The sequence below is a fragment of the Nonomuraea soli genome (assembly GCF_013761175.1).
In the GTDB taxonomy this organism is placed as follows: domain Bacteria; phylum Actinomycetota; class Actinomycetes; order Streptosporangiales; family Streptosporangiaceae; genus Nonomuraea; species Nonomuraea soli.
Map to the genome: position 1 here is coordinate 421,674 of NZ_JACDUR010000009.1, position 21,312 is coordinate 442,985.

The 21,312-nt window shown below is 70.0% G+C and carries 8 protein-coding genes and 1 tRNA gene; 4 read left to right on the plus strand and 5 right to left on the minus strand.

Annotated features, from left to right (window positions below; genetic code table 11):
- On the minus strand, positions 1–2,712 hold the full coding sequence (locus HNR30_RS41045; RefSeq protein ID WP_181615574.1) for a hypothetical protein: 2,712 nt from the start codon (positions 2,710–2,712) through the stop codon (positions 1–3).
- Here HNR30_RS41045 and HNR30_RS41050 point away from each other — a divergent pair.
- From HNR30_RS41050 to HNR30_RS41060, 3 genes are all read left to right on the plus strand, one after another.
- On the plus strand, positions 2,702–2,977 hold the full coding sequence (locus HNR30_RS41050) for a hypothetical protein (protein ID WP_181615575.1): 276 nt from the start codon (positions 2,702–2,704) through the stop codon (positions 2,975–2,977). The two genes, HNR30_RS41045 and HNR30_RS41050, sit on opposite strands and share 11 nt — an antisense overlap.
- A 145-nt stretch (positions 2,978–3,122) precedes the next feature.
- Positions 3,123–16,187: a hemopexin repeat-containing protein gene (locus HNR30_RS41055; RefSeq protein WP_181615576.1), complete on the plus strand. Its 13,065-nt coding sequence runs from the start codon at positions 3,123–3,125 to the stop codon at positions 16,185–16,187.
- Positions 16,188–16,397: 210 nt separating this feature from the next.
- Positions 16,398–17,273, plus strand: coding sequence for a class I SAM-dependent methyltransferase (locus tag HNR30_RS41060; RefSeq protein WP_220134571.1), 876 nt, complete (start codon positions 16,398–16,400; stop codon positions 17,271–17,273).
- A 257-nt stretch (positions 17,274–17,530) separates the two neighbouring features.
- Here the strand turns inward: HNR30_RS41060 and HNR30_RS41065 are convergent.
- Positions 17,531–17,603 (minus strand) — tRNA-Ala (locus HNR30_RS41065).
- 74 nt (positions 17,604–17,677) lie between these two features.
- On the opposite strand from HNR30_RS41065, the gene sigJ reads away from it, so the two are divergent.
- The gene (sigJ, locus tag HNR30_RS41070) at positions 17,678–18,529 is read left to right on the plus strand and encodes an RNA polymerase sigma factor SigJ (protein ID WP_181615665.1); all 852 of its coding nucleotides are present in this window, start codon (positions 17,678–17,680) and stop codon (positions 18,527–18,529) included.
- On the opposite strand, the gene HNR30_RS41075 is transcribed toward sigJ, so the two are convergent.
- The 3 genes from HNR30_RS41075 to HNR30_RS41085 all read right to left on the minus strand — a co-directional run bounded on the left by HNR30_RS41075 (position 18,522) and on the right by HNR30_RS41085 (position 21,297).
- On the minus strand, positions 18,522–19,346 hold the full coding sequence (locus HNR30_RS41075) for an alanyl-tRNA editing protein (RefSeq protein ID WP_181615577.1): 825 nt from the start codon (positions 19,344–19,346) through the stop codon (positions 18,522–18,524). The genes sigJ and HNR30_RS41075 overlap by 8 nt on opposite strands.
- A complete protein-coding gene (locus HNR30_RS41080; protein ID WP_181615578.1) occupies positions 19,343–20,563 on the minus strand; it encodes a CynX/NimT family MFS transporter in 1,221 nt (406 codons plus the stop codon). Before HNR30_RS41080 ends, HNR30_RS41075 begins: the two co-directional genes overlap by 4 nt.
- 125 nt (positions 20,564–20,688) lie before the next feature.
- Positions 20,689–21,297 carry an SRPBCC family protein gene (locus HNR30_RS41085; RefSeq protein ID WP_181615579.1) on the minus strand — a complete coding sequence of 203 codons (609 nt, stop codon included), beginning with the start codon at positions 21,295–21,297 and terminating at the stop codon, positions 20,689–20,691.
- Positions 21,298–21,312 lie beyond the last annotated feature (15 nt).

A 21,312-nucleotide genomic window follows, 5' to 3' on the forward strand; every position in this document is an offset into this window, starting at 1 on the left:
TCAGACGGCTCGCTTGGCGCGGTCGACGATCTCGCGCAGCAGCTGGGCCTCCTTCGAGTCTCCCGCCTTGGCGAGGTTGAACTTGACGGCGAACGCCTTGAGTTCCGAGGCGGGGAGGACGAGCGCCGCGTTGCACAACCCCGCGAGCATCTCGGTATCGGCCGGGGCCGGCCTGGTCTGGTAGAACGTGAACAGCTCGCGGGCGAGGTAGCGCTGGGTCTCGATCGAGACCCCGTCGGCGGAGTGCGCGAAGAACTTGAGGGTCTCGGTGACCATGCCCAGCTTGGGCGTGGCGTTCTGCAGGCCGAACGCGCAGTACGAGGCGATGATGTTGTTCTGGTACTGCTTGACCATGGGGTCGGTCAGCGCGGCGACCGGCACCTGCCGCAGGTGCTTGGCCACCACTGACGTCGCGAGCATGCCGAGGTCGACCGTGTCGCCGCTCTTGGCCGTCGCGCCGGGAAGCAGGTTGCTCGACAGGTGGCCGAAGGCGTAGAAGTTCTCGACCATCGTCTCCTTCGGCTCGTGGCCGGTGTTGATGCGGACGTACATGTTCTCGGTGGTCGGTTCCGGCCACGGTCCCGGGATTCCGGCGACGTAGGAGGTGCGCAGGAACGAGAAGCTGTCACGCAGGTCGACCTGGACGAGGTGCTCGAACAGGGAGCCGACCCTGCCGGTGGGCGTGGAGCGCAGGAGCAGCGGGATGCCGTCGACGTACTTGGAGCCCTGGGCGTAGTCCGCTTCGATCGGCCAGCAGAACGCGTCGACGAACTTGGCGTTCTCGGCCGCGTGGGTGATCAGCGACAGCTCGTCGCGGTGCCCGTGGCGGAGCATGTGGATCACGAGCTGCGCCTCGTCGTGCGAGGCGAGGTCGAGGTCGATCTCCGTCAGCAGCGCCTCGGCCCGCGAGAACGCCGAGTCGAGGTTGCCCTTCTTGGACAACATCGTCAGGTCGGCGGCGGAGACCTTGCCGGTGCCGAACGAGGCGTACTTCTGGAAGCTCTTGCACAGGAAGACCTCGAGGCTGCCGTTGGCGATCTGCTCCTTGAGGCCGCCGAGCACCTCGTCGAGCTGGGTCGGGTCCTTGGGCGGCTTGCCTGGCAGCTGGATGGTGGTGTCGAGGATCAGCGCGAACGGCGGGTCCCCCTTCTTGCGCTGGGAGACGGCGTGCTGGACATCCTTCACGAGCTTGCCCGCGTCCGCAGGGATGAAGGGTGTGCTCGGGTTGAGCGCCGCGACCAGGACATCGCTGGCCGGTGCCACCGTCTCGCCTTTCTTGAGCCGCTCCAGCAGCATGCCCGTCTCGAAGTAGTCGACCTTGTCGGTCGGGCGGGCGACCTTGTCGTGGCCGCGCGCGCTCAGGGCGATGTGCAACGCGGTGCTGAGGGAGTCCATGCCGCTGGAGACGAGGCGGTTGTCGAGCTGGATCGTCTCCTTGGTGACCAGCGGCTCGATGCTGGGCGCCCGCTCCAGCGTGATGGCTCTCATGGTGTCGCGGTAGTCGACGATGTTGTAGTTCTTGGCCGCCGCGACCACCAGGCCGATCTCGTCCATCATGAGGTCGACGGCGCGCATCGACACCGCCGGGTTGTGCTCGTTGGCCACGACGATGTCGAGGAGCTGGGCCATCGACTTCATGGCGTTGGCGGTGAGCGTGTCGAACCGGTCCGGTCCGAGCTCGTCGGTCAGGCCCAGCACGAGGTTCTCGACCATGGCGCACACCGGCGCCAGCTGGCGTGAGCTCCTGGCGATCTCCTGCAGTTGGGAGAAGGCGCTGGAGGTCATCAGCTGGATGAGGTCGGCCCTGGTGTCGACCTTGAAGTTGGTCGGCGGCGCCTTCTTGCTGACGTCCATGAGCTCGTAGAGCTGGTACGCCGAAGGGGCGGAGCCCAGTTCGTGCAGGACGGAGGGCCAGAGGATGTCCTTGATCGCCTGGGTGCCCTTGAGCACGCTGACGCCCGCCCTGCCCTGGAGCGGCTCGACCGTGAGCTTCTTGGCCACCTCCGCGCCCAGCAGCATCTCGATCTTGCGGAGCACCCGGGGGCTGTTGACCAGGAAGTCGCCTTCCTCGATCTTGACCTTCGTCTGCAGCCCGCTCACGAAGGCCGGCACGGCCTTCTCGAAGGTGGAGCGCCAGTAGGTGGTCACCATGTCGTTCTGGGTCGACAGGCTGGTCACGTCGTCGCGCTGGGTGGGCGCCTTCCTGAACCCCATCTGGCCGGCCAGGTGCGCCTGCTTGGTGCCCACCAGCTCCGGGGCGAGCTCTTCACGCCTCTTCGCCGAGTAGGCCTTGTGCCCGCTGTTGAGGTCGGCGACGAATTTCGCCGCCTGCTTCAGGTGGCCCATGGACGAGGCGTCGGCCACGTTGTCGGTGCGCTGCTCCAGGGCGGCCAGCTTCACCATGCGGTCGTCCGCGGTGTACAGGTCCAGGGCGTCGAGCAGCTGCGCGTCCTTGATCTTCGAGGACTTCGGGAGCGTGGCCGCCTTCTTGAGGTTCTTCGGCGGCACGAGGTCGAGGTAGTGGGCCGGGTTGTCGTGCTGGGCCGTGGGTGGTTTCTGGATCTCGACGACCGGGTGCTTGAGGCGGGTGGCCGCCGTCACCTTCAGGAAGTCGCGGGCCTGGTCGGTCATGAGCTCGGCCATGACGAGCCGCGACATCGTGCTGCGGTCCTTCGGCGAGAGCTCGGCCAGCTGGTCGGCGATGAGCTTCATGACCGGTTTCGCGGCCGCGGGCCGCATGCTCTGCAGTTCGGACGCGACCGTCCTGGCGGTCGTGATGTTGGGTTTGGCCGCGAACGCCTGCCAGGACTTCGGTAACGAGGCCGAGGCGACGGACACGTCGTGCTTGGTCACCGACATCGGTGTCGTGCTCGACGCGAACTTCGTGCGTCGTGGGGTGGTGGTCGTCGTCTTACGTCTGGGCTTGCCGCTGCTGCCGCTGGTGTGCTTTTTCATCTTCCCCCCAGGCAATCGCTGACGACCGATCGTCCTGCTTCGGACACAGTGTGCACAGGTGTCTCTTCCGCCATATTCATAGCGCCGTTTCTGAGCTTGTATCTCTGGGGGTGGACCGTTCCCTGGAACGGTCCACCCTTCAACAGGCTTCCTTGAGGGGGGAACGCATGGCGGGCAACGACGCACTGCCGAGCTACGAAGAACTCTTCGACGACACCGAACTCGATCGCCGCCAGGAGGACGAGGCCAGGACGGTCTACTCGCCCGGCGCCTATCTCGCCGAGCTGCTGGCGCTCATCGACAACGTCTTCCAGCAGCCGTCGCTGCTCGGTGACGACCGGCGCGCCGACCTGAAGAAGATCGTCCTGGACGCGGAGAACACCTTCGCCGAATCGCCCTACCTCGACGTCGTCGTCGAGCTGCTGGAGAAGCTGGCCGGCGGCCCGCCGTACGAGCTGATGCGGCGTCTGGAGCATCCGTTCGGCATGCCGTTCTCGCTCGACGAGGAGCGGTTCAAGGCCTACCTGCGCCGCCTGCGGACGGGGCCGGACGAGCTGTACCGGATCTTCGCCCCGGTGGCCGACGCCGACACGGTGGCGCGGTTGTTCCTGGGGTTGTCGGCCGACGCCGTGAGGCACCTGACGTCTCCGGCCGACGAGGCCAGGATCAAGGCGTTCTACGGGCTCACGCCGCAGGACCAGCTGACGCCGCTGGCGCAGGTGGAGACGTTCAAGCAGCTGACGGGCCTGTCGGCGCCGGAGTTACGTGAGCTGCTGGGCGAGCCGGAGGACACCGGGCGCCCGGCCAAGGAGTCGTACGCCAACCGGGGCACGGGACCGGTCACCGTCTCGGAGGACGGTACGGAACTGCTGGGCACCAGTTTCGGCTGGTACGACCGGGTCAGCAGGCTCGTCCGGCTGGCCCGGTGGACCGGGCTGGCGCTGGGCGATCTCGACCGCGTGCTGACCACCTGCTGCGGCGGCGAGATCAACGCCGCGGCGCTGCGGACCACGGCGGTCGTGGTGCACCTGCGACGCGGCTACGACCTCACCGTCGACGGCGTGTGCGGGCTGGTGGCGGCGGTCGAGCCGGTCCCCGACGACCTGCCCGTCACCTCGGGCGACATCCTCGGCCCGCACAACAAGGAGTACCGCCGCAAGCTGGCCATCGCGATCGAGACCGCCGAGAGCGACCTCGTCGAGACCGTGCGGCGCTACCGCGACAGGTACGGGGCCATGGAGCCGAGCCCCTTCGACCGCGGACCGGCCGGCCCGGCGCAGATCGCGCTGCTGCGGAGGGTGGGCAGGCTCACCGCGGCGCTCGGCATGCCGGCCTCCGAGCTGTTCGACCTGCTGGGCGTGCTGGAGAGCGACCCGTCGTTGTGGCGCTACTCGACCTTCTCCGTGCTGGGCGGCGTCGAGCCGACGTCGCAGGACTGCTACCGCATCCTGGAGGGCGGCGACCCGGCTTCCGGCCTGTGGCTGGCCCAGACGCTGCTGGCGGTCAGCCGGTGGATGCAGGACAGCGGCTTCGGCGCCCAGGAGCTGGCCGACATCCTGGGCAGCGCGCCCGGCGGGGGCGACGACAGGCTCACCGTCCTCGACGGCCTCGACCAGCGGTTCCAGGAAGTCTCCATGGACCCGTCCGCCTTCGCGAGCGAACGGTTCGGGCAGCGTGCCGCGCAGGTCGTCCACGACGTGCTGGCCCAGCGCCCCGAGGGCGTGGTGTCGAAGCGTGACGCCCGGCTGCTGAACCTCGATCCCGCCGCCGTCACCGCGGCGGCCTACGAGGCCGTCACCTCCCTGGGCATGATCGTGGAGGAGGACCTGGCCGGGCTGGGCCTAGGCGAGCGGCTGGCCGGCAAGATCCACGCCCAGCTGGTGTTCGGCGGGCGCCTGCGCACCGACAACACGCTCGTCATCGAGCACATGCCGGAGACCGACTACGCGCTGGTGCTGGAGCGGGACTTCGGCTCCTTCACCGAGTCGTTGTTCAAGCTGATCAACAGCGTCGGCAACGGCACCTCGACCTTCTACCCCTCCGACCTGGCCACGGTCGGCAGCCTGACGCAGGCGCAGCTCGACGAGCTGTACGACAACCTGATCCACCACGGCTACATCGACGACCAGGGCAACGTCCAGGACCCGGTGTTCTTCACCGACGAGGCCAACCTGGAGGACTTCCGCGTCAACGCCGAGCTGTCCGACGCCTCTGCCGAGGTGCTCGCCCTCCTGCGCGGGCGCATCGCCGACTTCCGCGCCGAGCCGCTCCCCCTCGACCCCGGCCTGTTCGCCTCGCTCCGGCTGAGCGAGGCGCGCCTGGCCAGGCTGCTCGACGGGCTGCGCTTCAACGGCTACATCGACGACGACGGCCACTACCTCGACAAGCAGGCCATCGCCGCCCTCCAGCTCGCCGACCTCGCCCTGCCGCCGGAGTTCCACCCGCACAGGCTCACCGTCCTGGACGTGATGAAGCGGCAGGTCGCCGAACTGGAGACCGGCCTGCTCACGTTCGCTCCTGAGGACTTCGCCGAGGTCGCCGACGCGGTGATGGCGCAGCGGGCGATCGCCGCGATGGAAGGGGCGGCGCTCGACGACGGCTGGCTGGTGTCGGAGGTGGACACGCTCGGCGCGGGGTTCACCGCCGCCGAGACCGACATCGTGGCCCGCCGGGTCGCCGAGTGCGCCGAGGACGAGCGGCCCTACCGGATCCACCCGGACGCGCTGGCCGAGCTCGGCTTCGACCAGGACCAGCAGGACACGCTCGCCGAGCAGCTGATCGCGGCGCAGGCGCTCACCGACACGATGTCCGTCCCCGCCGAGGCCATCCCGTTCTTCGCCAACCCCACCAACGTCATCCGCTTCTCGCTGCCCGGGCTGGAGGACTTCGAGCGCGAGGTGTTCTTCCTGCTGCACGCGGTCGCCGTCGAGCTGTCCGAGGCGGTCGACGAGGTGACCGCGGCCCTGGAGGGCCTGGCAGGCCGCCAGCAGGCCGCGCTCACCTCCGTGCTGGCCGACGCCTTCGGCGTTCCCCCTGAGACGGTCGCGGCGATCTGCGAGGGCGTCACGGGCGGGCTCCCCGAGGCGATCGAGATCCTCGTCCCGCCGGTCATCGCCGTCCCCCGCCGGCTGGGCGAGCCGCACTTCGCCGCCGCCTACGAGCGCGTCCGCCGCTTCGCCCTGCTGGCCTCCAAGCTCGGCATGAGCGCGGCCGAGGTCGCCGTCGCCTTCCACGACCAGGACCTGACCGGCAAGTACCCCGAGCCGCTGGCCCTGCCGCCGGGCGTCACGGCCGTCGACGCGGTGCTGCGCAGCTCCGACGGCCGCATCTACGTCTTCGCCGGTGACGCCTACTGGGGCTACGCCGCCGACACCTACACCCTGCTCGACTCCAAGCGCAGGCCGCTGACCGACCTGTCGCCGTGGTTCACGGGGCTGACCTCGATCGACGCGGCCTTCGCCTTCCCGGACCGCACGGAGTGGATCATCGGCCGCGCGGGCGGGGAGGGGGAGTCCTCCCGCCTGTTCGTCAAGGAGCCGGGAAGCATTCGCTGGGCGCCGCGCGACCAGCTGTGGGGCAAGGTCAGGAACACCTTCGACGCCCCGCGCAGGATCGACAGCGCCTACGTCGACGAGAACGGCAGGACCTACCTGTTCAGCGGCGACCAGTACATCCGCTACTCCAGCCCCGACTTCGCGACGGTCGACGAGGGCTACCCGCGCGTCGTCGCCGAGTGGTGGCAGGCGGAGGGTCACGACGCCGCCCTGCCCGAGGCGTTCACCGGGGCCCTCGACGCCGCCTTCCACGACGCCGACGGGCGTGTGCACCTGTTCGCGGGCGGGCGCTCCTACGAGATCGGCGGGTCCGAGCAGCCGATCTCGGCCAGGTGGGGCCGCATCCGCAACACGTTCGACGGCGCCGGCGGCGTCGGCGCCGCGTTCACGGGGCCGGACGGCAGGGCCTACCTGTTCCAGGGCGACCAGGTGATCCGCTACACCGACAGCGTCGAGAGCGACGGCGTCCGGGTCGACGACGGCTATCCGCGCCGCATCGAGTCGGAGTTCCCCGGCCTGCCGGGCGAGTTCCGCACCGGCGTCGAGGCGGCCTTCACCGAGCCGGGCTCGGGGATCGTGCACCTGTTCAAGGAGGGCAGGACGGTCTCCTTCTTCTCCTCGGGCGTCGGCATGCCGCAGGCCACCGCCGACCGCTGGGGCAGGCTCTCCGATGTGCTGACCGGCGGCTCCGTCGATGCCGCGTTCGTCGGCATGGACGGCAAGACGTACCTGTTCAGCGGCGAGAGGTACATCCGCTACTCCGGCGCCGACTACGCGGTCGTCGACCTCGGGTATCCGCGGGGCATCGCCGGCGACTGGGGCGGGCTGCGCTCGGTCGGCGCCGCCTTCGTGACGGACGGCAGGACCTACCTGTTCGGCCGGGGCGGCCGGCTGTTCGACGTGCCGCTCGTGCAGGAGTCCGAGCTGAACGCGGGCCGCCTGTCGCCGGCGCTGCGCCGCCGTTTCGCCGAGCACGGCCTGACCCTGGCCGAGGCCGCCGCGGTCACGGCCGAGGGCACGGAGGAACACCGGGTCTGGCACGTCGCCACCGAGCAGGGCATCGCGCTCACGCTGCGCCGCAACCCACTGCACATCCAGGTGCACGCCGACGACGGCCTCTTCCACGTCCGCTACTCCACCAGGGATTACGGCAGCGCCGACGCGGGCTATCCCAAGCCGGTCTCCGACAACTGGTGGAACCTTCCCGCCTCGCTGGCCGCCGACCCCCGTTTCGCGGTCATCGACGCGATCCTCACCGACGGCGCCGGCCGTACGTATCTGTTCGCCGGCGACCGGTTCGTGGTGTCCGACGCCCGGCACCGCTGGTGGTCGGAGCCGCGCACCATCGCCGGGCACTGGGACAGCCTGCTGCCCTTCACCAAGGTGGACGCCGCGTTCGTCGGCAAGGACGGCAGGACCTACGTCTTCTCGGGTGCCAGCTATATGCGCTTCTCGACCGGCGACTACACCAGGGCCGACGACCGTTACCCGGCGTCCGTCCCCGCCTACTGGGGCAACGTGGTCAACCGGATCGCCAGGACGGGCCGGGTCGACGCCGCACTGGTCAGGACCGTGACCGAGCAGATCGACGGCAGGCCGGTCGACAACACTTACACCTACCTGTTCTCCGGCGACCAGTACGTGCGCTACCTGGGCACGCGGCTCGACCACGTGCAGGACGGCTACCCGGCCGCCCTGTCGGAGCTGTCGCGCGAGCCGGGCATGGCGGCGCTCGACGTCACGCTCGACGGCGTCGACGCGGCCTTCGCCGACCGCCGCACCGCCTACCTCGTGCGCGACTCCCACTGCCACGTCGTCTCCGACGGCCTCTACCGCCGCTACGACGACAGCTCGCTGGCGGGGGTGAGCTGCGCGTTCGTCGAGGACGGCGCGCTGCTGGCCGAGGACTCCGGCGGCTGGCGCCACCACGCGGCCGTGGAGGCGGCCAGGAGCACCGGGTCCGCGCCGCAGGAGGTCACGCCACGGCTGCTGCGTGCCGTACCGCAGGACTTCCGCGGCGGGCTCGACGCGGTCCTGCACGGCGCGGACGGCACGGCCTACCTGTTCAAGGGGCCCAGGTGCCTCAACGCCCGGCTCAACAAGGCCTACCCGCTGGCCGAGGAGTGGGGCAGGCCGCGCAACACGATCTACCAGGACAACACGGTCGACGCGGCGTTCGTCGGCAGGGACGGCAGGACGTACCTGTTCAGCGGCGACCAGTTCGTCAGCTACGCCGCCGACGGCCCCGGCCTGACCATCGACGGCGAGCCGCGGCCGATCTCCGAGCACTGGGGCGGCCTGCACGACGTCGCGCTCGCCTACGTGCGCGGCGGCAAGACGTACGTCTTCGAGTCGCCCGGCGACGACGGCCGCATGCGGTACGTCGTCTACTCGGGCGCGGCCTACACCGCGCCCGACGACGCGCCCGGCATCGCCGGCGAGGACTTCTGGCAGGTGCCCGAGCAGTACCGCGTGCCCGGCCACCCCGTCCCGAGCGCGGTCCTGTTCGAGGGCGCCACCATGCTCCTGCTGTACGGCGAGCAGTGCCTGCAGCACGACGACAGGACCGGCACCTGGTCCTACCCGCGCCCGATCGAGCGCCTGTGGCCCGGCTTCGAGCACACCCTGGCCGCCAGCAGGGAGGACGGCGACGCGCTGCGCACGGCGTTCACCGCGCCAGACGGCTCGACCTACTTCTTCCTGTCCGAGCAGTACTCCCGCCACGACGGGCACGGCTTCGCCCCGCTCGCCGTCATCCGCGACCGGTGGGGCAGGTCGCCCAACCCGTTCGTGGCCGACGACGAGAGCGCCGCGATCGACGCCGCGTGCGTCTTCGGCGACGGCACGACGTTCCTGTTCGCCGGCGACCGGTACGTGCGCTACACCGGCCCCGAGTACCGCTACGTCGACCCGGGGTACCCGCGGAAGATCGTCGGCAACCTGCGCAAGGAGGCGGCGTTCTCCGGCCTGCCCGAGGCGTTCGACGACGCGGTGACCGGCCGCACGATCGACGCCGCCATCGCCACCGGCCGCACCGCCTGCCTGCTCGTCGGCGGCTCCGTCCACGTCGTCTCCCGCGAGGCGTCCGCCGTCCGCCACGTCAGCACCTTCGGCAAGGTACGGAACACCATCGCCGACAGGGAGAAGGTCGACGCGACGATCGTCTCCGGCGCCCACACCTACCTGTTCTCCGGCGACCAGTACGTGCGCTACACCGGCACCGAATACGTGTACGCCGACGACGGCTACCCGCGCACCATCGACCCCCACCTGGCGCTCGACCTGCGCCTGCGGGGAGAGCTGCCCGCGGAGTTCGCCGATGGCCTCGACGCGGCCTTCCGCGGCCCCGACGGCACCGTCCACCTCATCAAGGGCGAGCTGTGCCTGCGGGTCGGCAGGCCGGGGCCGGAAGCTGTCACCAGCCTGTTCGGCAAGGTGCGCAACGCCTTCGCCGACGCCGGACACCAGCTGGTCGACGCCGCCTTCGCCTCCTCCACCGGCGAGCTGTACGCCTTCAAGGACGGGCAGTACGTGCGGTACCGTCCCGGCCGGTTCGACGTCGTCGAAGAGGGCTACCCGCGCACGGTCCGCGACGACTGGGGCGACGTGCCCGACCGCTTCGAGTCCGGCATCGACGGCGCCTTCGTCTTCGAGGAGCGCACCTACCTGTGCAAGAACGACGAGTACGTCCGCTACTCCGACGGCTTCCACGAGGTCGACCGCACCTACCCGCAGCGTTTCCGTCACCGCTGGGGCGGCACGGCCGACTACCGGCTGAGCGACGTGCACACGATCACCCGCTTCATCGAGCTGGCCAGGCGCGTGCCCGACGGCCTGCTCGCGGCGTCGGAGGACCCGTACGCGCACCTCAGCGGCCTGTTCGGCTGGGACGCCGACGAGATCAGGTGGGCCAAGCGCAACGCCGCCCTGCTGACCGCCGAGGCCCAGGCGATCGCCGCCTCGGCGCACCGCGCCCCGCCGGTGCGCAAGGAGGAGGACCGCTTCGAGATCGAGTTCATGCTCCGGCTGGTCGAGCTCTTCGAGCTCACCGACCGGATCGGTGAGTCCCCCTCCGCGCTCCACGGCGGCGTCTGGCGCCACGCCTTCGCCACCACGCCCGACCTCGCGACGGCCAACACCGCCCTCTACGGGATCATGGAACGGCTGTTCACCGGGGAGTGGCCCGCCCTGTCGGCCGCCGTCCACGACGAGCTCAACGTCGTCAAGCGCGACGCCCTCGTCTCGACCGCCCAGGGCACGGCCCGCGAGCTGTACAACCGGCTGCTGGTCGACGTCGAGATGGGCGGGCAGGGCCGCACCTCACGCGTGCGCGAGGCCATCGCCGCCGCCCAGCTCTACGTGCACCGCTACCTGCTCGACCTGGAGAAGGGTCCCGAGCAGCGCAGGCAGGAGATCAAGTCCTGGTGGAGCTGGCTGAAGAACTACCGCACCTGGGAGGCCAACAGGAAGGTCTTCCTCTACCCGGAGAACTACCTGCGCCCAGAGCTGCGCGGCTCCAAGACGCCCGCCTTCCGCGACCTGGAGGACGACCTGCTCCAGGGTGAGATCACCCAGGAGAAGGTCGAACGCGCCTACAAGCGTTACCTCGACGAGTACACCGAGGTGTCCAGGCTCTCGATCACCGGCGGCTACGTCTACACCGCCGACGGCGCCGAGGAAGGCACCCGGCGGCTGGTGCTCTTCGGCCGGACCAGGACGGAACCGAGGCGCCACTACTGCCGCGAGGCGGAGTTCAGGGACGGCGAGCGCCTGTCGGCGACATGGGCGCCGTGGATGAAGGTCGACGCCCAGATCGAGGCCGAGAAGGTCTACCCGGTGCACGCCTTCGGCCGCATCTTCGTCTTCTGGCCCACGATCGAGCCCGTCGCGCCCGAGCCGGGAGCCCAGACCTCCCTCACCGACAAGCAGAGCGGCGACACCCGGACGATCACCCCGCCGCCGCCCAAACAGCGCGTGCGCGTCAACTACTCCTTCCGCAACCTCAACGGCGAATGGGTGCCCGCGCAGGTCCTGCCGCTGGAGGACGTCCAGAACGCGCCCGTCTGGAACCCCACCCTGTACGTCCAGGCGTCGGCCACGGTACCGGGGCCGAGCGGCGACATCCACGACACCATCCTGATCACCTGCTCCTACACGGTGTGGACCCCCTTCGGCCCGAAACGGGTCAGCCCGGCGTTCGCGCTCACCCCCGAGCTGTACGCCTTCCGCGCCCAGGGCGTGCCGGAGCCGGTGCGCGAGACCCGGCTCGACCGGATCTTCGCCGAGCCTGTCGACCCGGCCAAGGTCGTCAGGTTCGCCATGCCGGCCGAGGCCGAGAGCGGCGCGTGGGTGAGCCTCGACCACAAGGGCGGCAGCTTCCTGTGCCGGCCCATCACCCCGCCGAAGGCGGCCGAGGAGACCCCGCGCAACCTGAGCGGCAACGGCGACAAGCTGCCGTCGTGGTCGCCGATCCACGCCGCCGTCGTCCTGCCCGGAGGGCTGCGCTACTTCTTCAACAACACCGGCGAGAACGGCTCCGGCCCCTACTACGTGGAGGTCCCCGCCGACCGGCCCAGCGCCCTACGGCTCAGCAAGCCGGCGACCGCCGAACGCTGGGGACACGTCGCGACCCCCCTGTACGACGACAAGGCCGAGGTCGACGCGGCCATCGTCAGGAACGGCCGCCTCTACCTGTTCTCCGGCGAGAACTACTACCGCTACTCCGGCGCCCCCTTCGGCAGGATCGACCCCGGCTACCCGAAGAAGATCGCCGACAACGAGGAGGGCTTCCCGCAGTGGAGCTCCGTCTCCGCCGCGGCCGTCGCCGCCGACGGGGCCGAGTACTACCACTCGCCCGACCGCCAGTGGGTGCGCAGGACCCGGCCGGGCCACGCCCTGGAGCCCTTCCAGCCGCAGTGGGCGCTCGGCCTCACCAAGGTCGACGCGCTCCTCTTCCAGGGTGACACCGTCCTGGTCGTCACCGGCGAGACCTACCGGCGCTGGGACGGGCGCGCGGAAGGACCCATCCAGCTGAAGGACAACCACGACGGGCTGCCGCGCTCCGCCCCGGTCAGCGCGCCCTTCCGCCACGGCGACAACGTCTACTTCTTCGACAACGACGCCCACACCTACCTGTCCATCACGCCCAAGCCGAGACGGGGCAACAGTCCCCGTGAGTACGTGCAGAGCGACCCGTCGCCCATCAAGGCGCTCGGCGTGGCCAGGACCGCGATCACCGACGAGGGCGTCGACGCCGCCTACGTCGCCGACGACGTGCTCTACCTGGCCAGGAACCAGGAGTACGTCGCCTACACGCTCACCGGCGGCCTGCCCGGCGCCCTGGCCGACCCCACCTACCCGCGGGCCATGGACCGCAGGATCCGGGCCGTCTTCCAGCGCTCCGGCCTGCGCTACGTCATCAGCGGCACCGACTACGCCGTGCTCGAAGCCGGCCAGAACCTGGGCTCGACGCTCGACTACTCCCCCGTCGCCGGCAACTGGGGCGGCCTGCCCGCCGGCTGGGAGACGGGCATGGACGGCGTACTCGACGCCGGCGACCTCTACCTGTTCACGGGCGCCAAGTACGTCACCTACACCGCCGGGACATTCCAGCGGCCCTACGAGATCGCCGCGCTGCCGCACGAGGTCATCAGGCTCACCTCCAGCACCGCCTACAAGCTGAACAAGACGCTGCTGGAAGGAGGGGTGCCCGCGCTGCTCTCGCCGTCCATCCAGGAACTCGACGAGCTGCCGGCCTTCAGCACGAGCGACTCCGACCCCACCACGATCAAGGTCACCGCCTCGGCCGCGGAACAGGGCGTGCCGACCAGCTCGCACCTCGACTTCAACAGCGGCAACGGCATCTACTACTGGGAGGTCTTCTTCCACGCGCCCACGCTCATCGCCCAGGCGCTCAACACCGCCCAGCGGTTCGACGACGCCAGGACCTGGTACGAATACGTCTTCGACCCCACCCAGCCGCGATACTGGCGTTTCCTGCCCTTCCTCGCCGTCGACGTCGAGGCGCTGATCCAGTCGTGCCGCGACGACCTGGCGGCGCTCGGCACCTCGATCGACGGGCTCGGCGAGATCCTGGCCAAGGTGGAGCCGATGGCTCCGGCCTTCCAGCACCACCGCGAGCTCACCGAAGCCGAGAAGACCTACCTGGCCTCGCTTCCCCCCAAGATCGACAGGCTGGCCGTTCCGGCCGAGGCGCAGGCGGGGCTGGGCGAACGGCTCGCGATGCTCGGCCGACTGCGATACCAGTACTCCCTCATGGGCGACCGGGGTGCGCTGCTCAAGGCCTACGCGGACGATCCCTTCGACCCGCACACCATCGCCGAACTGCGCCCCGGCGCCTACCGGCGCGCCGTCGTCATGGCCTACGTCGACAACCTGCTCGACTGGGGCGACCTGCTCTTCCGGCAGTACACCGCCGAGAGCGTCGACGAGGCCAGGATGTTGTACGTCTTCGCCTACGACCTGCTCGGCGAGCGCCCGCCCGAGGACCTCGGCACCCGTCCGGCCACGGAGGCGCTCACCTACGAGCAGATCCGCGCCCTGCCCCCGGCCAAGGGGCTGCCGCCCGAGCTGGTGAAGGGCACCGGCCAGGTGCACGCCAGCGTCGCCGGGCCGTACTTCCACGTGCCCGCCAACGGCGTGTTCCTGGAGTACTGGGACCGGGTCGAGGACCGGCTGCGCAAGATCAGGGCGACGCTCGACATCATGGGCGTCAGCCGTCCGCTGCCGCTGTTCGAGCCGCCCATCGACGTGATGGCGCTCGTGCGCGGCGTGGCGGGCGGAGCCTCGCTCGACCAGATCGCCGCCGCGGCGGCCGTACCGGTGCCGCACCACCGCTTCTCCTTCACCTTCCGCAAGGCGCAGGAGCTGGTCGACAAGCTGCGGCAGTTCGGCGGCGACCTGCTCAGCGTGCTGGAGCGGCGCGACTCCGAGGAGCTGACGCTGCTCAACCAGCGGCACGAGGGCACGATCCTGGCCCTCACCCGCGCCGTGCGCGAGGCGGAGGTGGAGATCGCCGCGTCGAACCTGCGCGAGACGCGCGTCAGCGAGCAGGGCGCCCTGGAGCGGGTCAGCCACTACGAGCACCTCATCGACGAGGGGCTGCTGCCGCTGGAGGAGGCGCAGCTCGCCATGATGTCGACGGCGGTCGTCGCGCACGCCGTCGCCACCGCCTTCCAGACCGGCGCGGCCATCTCCTCCGGCCTGCCCGACATCATGGTCGGCCTGTTCATCACCGGCACCAAGATGGGCGGCCAGCAGGTGGGCGAGGCCCTCGGCCACGGCGGCGAGGCCTCCTCCACGCTCGCAGAAGGGCTCAACGTCATCGGCGAACTACTCGGCATCCGCGCCGGCCAGGAGCGCATGGCCCAGGACTGGACCTTCCAGCTCGCCCAGGCCCGCAACGACGTGCAGCAGATCGGCCACCAGATCAGGGCATCCGAGCTACGGCTGAAGGTCGCCCAGCGCGAGCTGGAGATCCTCGACCAGCAGATCGCCAACCTCGAAGCGGTCGGCGCCTTCATGACCGGCAAGTTCACCAACCTCCAGCTCTACCAGTGGATGGCAGGACGGCTGTCCGGGCTCTACTTCCAGGCCTACTCCATGGCCTACGAGATGGCCCGCTCCGCCGAGCGTGCCTACCAGTACGAGCGCGGCACCACCGACGGCCACATCCAGCCGCTCTACTGGGAGAGCCGGCGCAACGGCCTGCTCGCCGCCGACAGTCTCGGACTCGACCTCGAACGGCTCGGCAAGGCCTGGCTGGAGACCGACCGCCGCGGCCTGGAGATCACCAGGAAGGTGTCGCTGCTGGCCCTCGACCCGCTCGCCGCACTCAACCTGCGCACCGGCGGGCGCTGCGAGTTCGCCCTCACCGAATCCCTCTTCGACCGCGACTTCCCCGGCCACTACCGGCGCCGCATCAAGACCGTCTCCGTCGACTTCACCGGACCGGACGGCAAGCTCGGCCTCAACGCCGTGCTGACCCAGCTCGACAGCAAAACCGTGCTCGAGGCCGACCCCAAGGCCGTCAAGTACCTGCTCGATCCCAAGGGCCCCATGCCCGCCACCCTGCGCGCCGACTGGCGCGGCGGCCAGCAGATCACCCTGTCGCACCTGGAGGAGTACAAGGAGAACAACGGGCTGTTCGACCTGCGCTACGACGACGACCGCTACCTGCCCTTCGAGGGCACCGGCGCCGTCTCCCGCTGGCGCCTCGAACTGCCCTCCGGCGGCGCCGCCCAGCTGACGGACGTCACCGTCACCGTCAAGTACACCGCCGAGCAGGGCGGCGACCTGTTCGCCGGCGCGGTCAAGGGCATGCTCAAGCCGTACGCCACGGCCCGCTACTGCGATGTCGCGGCCGAGTTCCCCGAGGAGTGGACGGCGTTCGCCGAGAGCGAGGACGGCATCCTGACGCTGCCCCTCACAGCCGACCTGTTCCCGGGCATCGTCGGGCGGGCGGTCACCGGGGTGTACGCGCTCTACACGGGAGGCTCCGGACGCTTCCTCCTGCACGGAGAGGCCCGCCTGGCCCTCGCCGAGGGCAAACTCCTGCCCACGCCGGGGCTGGCGGCGGGCACGTGGGACCTGGTCTACGAAGGGGACAGGTCGACGCTTGAGGGGGTGAAGCTCATCCTGTCGTACCGGGCCCGCTGAGGCTTGGCACGAACGGGGAGGCCGGGCGTACGGCAAGCCCGGCCTTCCCGTTCGCCTGGGGATCTAACGAGATCGGTGTGTGACGCCTGAGGCGCAGGTCGAGCACGACCGAGCGTGCCAGGTCCACTCGCCGGCCTGGCGTTCCAGCATGATCACTCCTGGCGGTGGCCGTCGGGGCGCTTCAGGCGCATTCTGTGAAGTACGCAGCGTATGGGAGTTCCGGTCGGCGAGGAGGAAGGCATGGAGAGCGCGCCGAGCAGGACGGCGATGTTCGCGGCCGTGTCCCGTGGTCTGTTCCGCCTGGAGACGGCCTCGCCGTGGGTCCTGGACGATGCGCTGGCCCTGGTGCTTGTCGGCCCGGTGTGGCGGGAGCTGCGAGACCGGTTCGATCCGCTGTTCCCCGGCCCGGTCCGTCGTGAGTCGCGCACGGCTGTCTGCACCCGCGGCCGGTACGCCGAGGACCGGCTGGCCGCCGGCGCCTTCACGCAGTACGTGATTCTTGGCGCCGGGCTCGACTCCTTCGCGTGGCGGCGGCCGGATCTGCTCGGCTCGCTGACGGTGTTCGAGGTCGATCATCCCGCTTCCCAGGCCTGGAAGCTGGAGCGGGTCGGGGAGCTGGGCCTGCCGCTCGGCGGCTCGCAGGTGTTCGTGCCGGTCGATTTCGAGGTGGAACCGGTTCGGGATGTCCTGGACGCGGCCGGGTTCGACTGGGCGCGGCCGGCGATGTTCTGCTGGACGGGCGTCGCTCCCTATCTGACGGCGCAGGCGATCGAGTCGACGTTGCGCACGATCGCGGCGGCTGCTCCCGGCTCGGAGGTGGTCTTCTCCTACCGGGCAGAGGACCGGGTGCTGGACGAGGTGGGGGCGGAGTTCGCCCGGATCTACACGCCGATCGCGGCTGCCGCCGGCGAGCCTCTTCAGCCCGGCTGGCCAGTGATCGAGATCGAGAGGCTGATCAGCCGGTGCGGGCTGAAGGTCGTGGACCATCCCACACGTGCGGACCTCGAGCAGCGGTACTTCGCCGGCCGTACGGACGGTCTGCGGCCCTACACCTTCGAGACCCTGGTGGCCGCGCGGGTCACCTGAGCGATAGCGGCGCCACAGCCTCCGCAAAGCGCCTCCTGGCACTGTCCACTCGTGTCGGACCGGAGAGGAGGAGATCATGAATCGCGACTTCGACTGGAGCGCCCCCGAGCACGAGTGGCTGTGACCTGAAAGCGGCGGCACCGCAGGGTGCCGCCGCACGCCTGCGAGCGCTTCGCCCCACCGCCAGCGTCGGCCGAAACGACGAACGCCCGGCCCCGAGCGAGCTCGGACCGGGCGTTTCGCGTGGTCAGACGATGTGGAGCTAAGGAGATTCGAACTCCTGACCCCCTCCATGCCATGGAGGTGCGCTACCAGCTGCGCTATAGCCCCTTGCCTTCGCCGATAGTCTAGCGGATGTGGCGCCCTCTACGACCGAGATCTTCTCAGCACATCGCAGCATCCTCATGGCGGTGGCCTACCGCATCCTCGGGAGCGTCGCCGACGCCGAGGACGTCACGCAGGAGGCCTGGCTGCGCTGGGCCGATGTCGATCACGACGAGGTCGAGGATCCGAAGGCGTACCTGATCCGCATCGTCTCCCGCCTGGCCATCGACAAGCTTCGCTGGGCCAAGACGCGCCGCGAGTCGTACGTGGGCCCGTGGTTGCCCGAGCCGATCAGTATCGAGCCCGACGCGGCCGAGCATGCCGAGCTCAAGGACTCGGTCGAGCTGGCGCTGCTGGTGGTGCTGGAGAAGTTGTCGCCGCTGGAGCGCGCGGTGTTCGTGCTCAGGGAGGCGTTCGAGCTGCCGTTCGCGGAGATCGCGGAGGTGATCGGGCGCAGCGAGGCGGCGACGAGGCAGCTGGGCAAGCGGGCGCGCGAGCACGTGCAGGAGGGCCGGGCGCGTTTCGACGTCGACCGGGAGCGGCGGCGCGAGATCACGCAGAGTTTCCTGACCGCCTCGGTGCAGGGCGATCTGAGCGGCCTGCTCAGCCTGCTGTCGGCCGACATCACGCTGGTCAGCGACGGTGGCGGCAAGGCGCGTTCGCCGCTGCGGGTGCTGGTCGGCGCGGCGAGTGTGGGGCGTTTCCTCACGAGCACCACCACGCCGGAAGGCATCGACAAGTTCATGGCCTCGATCGGCGTGGAGGACTACCGCGACCTGTCGTACGGCGTCGCGGAGGTCAACGGCGCGCCGGCGATCGTGGGCCGCGCGGGCGGGCGGGTGATCACGGTGATCTCGCTGGTCGTGGTCGACGGCCGGGTGGAGACGGTCTACCTGATCGCCAATCCCGAGAAGCTGGCGGCGCTCAGCTGAGGCGGCTGCCCGAGGTCATCTTCAGGTAGTCGTCGCCCAGTTCGAGGGTGACGGCCAGCGGGCCGAGGGCGGAGGTGCGGGTGACGTGGGTGCCGCCGCACGGGATCCAGGCCTCGCCGTCGGGCAGGGCGCAGTGCCAGGTACGGCGGGCGGTCAGTTCGGGGCCCGGCACGTCGATCCAGACCGGGGCGTCGGCGGCGACCCAGCGCGCGAGGATGGCGTTGACCTCTTGTTCGGCGGCGGCCACGTCAAGCCCTTCGGCGGTGAAGCCTTTCTTGCGCAGTGACTTGCCCAGCCGGTAGACGTCGACGGCGCCGTGTTCGACGATCGACGACGAGGTGATCGCCTGCTGGTCGAAGTCGGGGTGGCCGAGCGCGTCGTGGGCGGTCTCCTTGCGCCATTGCGGGGCCAGCGCCATGTTGAGCGCGAGGGCGGCGAGGTGGCAGCCGGTGTGCCCGGCGGACAGGGCGGCGCGGTAGGCGCCGTCGACCTCGAGCTCGACTTCGCGGCCTTCCTCGATGGGCGCGTCGATGACGTGGACGACGAGCCACTCCCATCCGTCGCTGCCTCGCCGTACCGGGATGTCGGATCCGAGGAGGATCTCGCCGTCCGACTGCGCCCCCGTGACGCAGTCGGAGAGCGCGCGGCCGTCGAGGGTGCCGCGGTCGGCGGGCTGGTCGGCCCAGGTGTGGTCGAGCGGGTGGAAGGGCGTCTCGGCGACCACGACCCCGAAGGCCTGCCCGACGGGGACGGTTCCGACGACTTGTGAGCGGCCGGTCAACGCCCCGTCGGGGAAGGTGACAGATGTGGACTTCATACGGAAATCTTCGCAGGCTCGTCCTCGAGGAACCGGTTACGACCCGCGTAGAGGCCGGTCACCAGCTGGATCGCGAGGACAGCGAAGATCATCAGGTAGGGCACCGTCCAGCCGCCGGTGGCCTTGTAGATGAGGCCGACGACGAGCGGACCGAAGCCGGCGATGAGGTAGCCGGCGCTCTGGCCGAAGGCCGACAGGGCGGCGGTGTGCTCGGCGGTGCGGGTCCGCAGGGCGAGCATGGTCAGCGCCAGCGGGAAGGATCCCATGCCGACGCCGATGAAGATCGTCCAGATCCACGACGGCGCGATCCAGAGCCCGGCGAAGCCGATCACGTAGAAGGCGACCAGGCCGACGATGACGGGCCGCTGGTCGGTGAAGCGGGTGGCCAGCGCGGGGATCACCAGCGAGATCGGGATGCTGAGGGCGGTGAAGACGCCCAGCACCAGGCCGGCCTGCGAGGTGGTGTATCCGGCGTCGGTGAGGATGGTGGGCAGCCAGCCGAACATGATGTAGGCGATCATCGACTGGGTGCCGAAGTAGACCGCGACCGACCAGGCGAGCTTGCTGCCGAGCAGGGAGCGCAGCCCGCCGCTGACGGCGCTGGGCGCGGCGACCTCGGCGCGGGGGCGGCGGACCAGGGCGAGCCACGGGATGGCGGCGATCACGGCCAGCACGGCCCACACGCCCAGGGCGATGTGCCAGTCGCCTCCCGCGGCCCGCTCGATGGGCACGGTCGCGGCGGCGGCGAGCATGGTGCCGACGGCCAGCGCGGTGGTGTAGACGGTGGTCATGACACCGGCACGGCCGGGGAAGTGGCGCTTGATCAGCGTGGGGATGAGCACGTTGCCGATCGCGCCGCCGGAGAGCGCCACGGCGCTGCTGAGCAGGAAGACCGGGGCGTTGCCCACCATCGCGCGCACCAGCAGGCCCGCGCCCAGCAGCACGAGGGCGGACAGCAGCAGGCGGTGCTCGCCGAATCGGCGCGCGAGCGACGGCGTGGCCGCACCCACGAAGGCGAAGGCCAGGACGGGCAGGGTGGTCAGCAGCCCGGTGCCGACACTCGACATGCCGAGGCCGGCGGCCAGCTGGTCCAGCAGGGGGCCGACGCTGGTGACGGCGGTGCGCAGGTTCAGGGCTGCCAGGATGATCCCCAGCACGAGCAGCCAGGCCAGCGATCCGGAACCGCTTCTCACCCTGGTTTCGGTGGCGACGCTCATGCCGAAAAGACCTCCATTCATCCCATGATTCGATGAATAGAGTAACAGGACCGAAATAGGGGTTTATTCCTGGCTAACGTAACGAAGCCCCCTCCCGGATGGCGGAAGGGGGCTTCGGCGTCCCGTCAGATCGGACGGGTGGGCGGGGGGAAGTCGTCCCGCCCGACCGGGCCCGGGCCCGGAGGAGGCAGATCGGGCGAAGGCGGCAGGTTGTCGCCACCGATGGTGCCAGGAGGCATCGGCTCGTCGCCCGTGCCGTACGTGGACCCCGGCTGGTGGTGCTTGCCCGGCACGTCACCGCGCCAGGCTCCCGTCTCGCTGCCACGGGACTCGATGAAGCGCTGGAAGCGCTCCATGTCGTTGCGGACGCGCATCCGCACGAGCTGCAGCCAGTCGCCGGCGGTCTCGACGAACCCCTCGGGGTCGTACTCCATCTGGAGCGTGACGCGCGTGGAGTTGTCGTCGAGCCGGTGGAAGGTGACGACGCCCGCCTGGTGGGGCCGGTCCGTCGTGCGCCACGCGACGCGCTCATCGGGGTGCTGCTCGGTGATCTCGGCCTCGAACTCGCGGCGGACGCCCGCGATCTCCGCAACCCATTGGGTGCGCGTGTCGGTGAGCTGCTTGACCGACTCCACGCCCTCCATGAACTCGGGGAAGCTCTCGAACTGCGTCCACTGGTTGTAGGCCGTCCGCACCGGGACGTTTACATCTACGGAGTGTTCGATGGTGCTCATGGCCGCCTCCTGCCC

Bases quoted from the DNA above. Each gene is read 5' to 3' on its own strand.
- HNR30_RS41050 (WP_181615575.1), top strand. From the start codon at position 2,702: ATGAGCTTCATGACCGGTTTCGCGGCCGCGGGCCGCATGCTCTGCAGT.
- HNR30_RS41045 (WP_181615574.1), bottom strand. From the start codon at position 2,712: ATGAAGCTCATCGCCGACCAGCTGGCCGAGCTCTCGCCGAAGGACCGC.
- HNR30_RS41055 (WP_181615576.1), top strand. From the start codon at position 3,123: ATGGCGGGCAACGACGCACTGCCGAGCTACGAAGAACTCTTCGACGAC.
- HNR30_RS41060 (WP_220134571.1), top strand. From the start codon at position 16,398: ATGGGAGTTCCGGTCGGCGAGGAGGAAGGCATGGAGAGCGCGCCGAGC.
- sigJ (WP_181615665.1), top strand. From the start codon at position 17,678: ATGGCGGTGGCCTACCGCATCCTCGGGAGCGTCGCCGACGCCGAGGAC.
- HNR30_RS41075 (WP_181615577.1), bottom strand. From the start codon at position 19,346: ATGAAGTCCACATCTGTCACCTTCCCCGACGGGGCGTTGACCGGCCGC.
- HNR30_RS41080 (WP_181615578.1), bottom strand. From the start codon at position 20,563: ATGAGCGTCGCCACCGAAACCAGGGTGAGAAGCGGTTCCGGATCGCTG.
- HNR30_RS41085 (WP_181615579.1), bottom strand. From the start codon at position 21,297: ATGAGCACCATCGAACACTCCGTAGATGTAAACGTCCCGGTGCGGACG.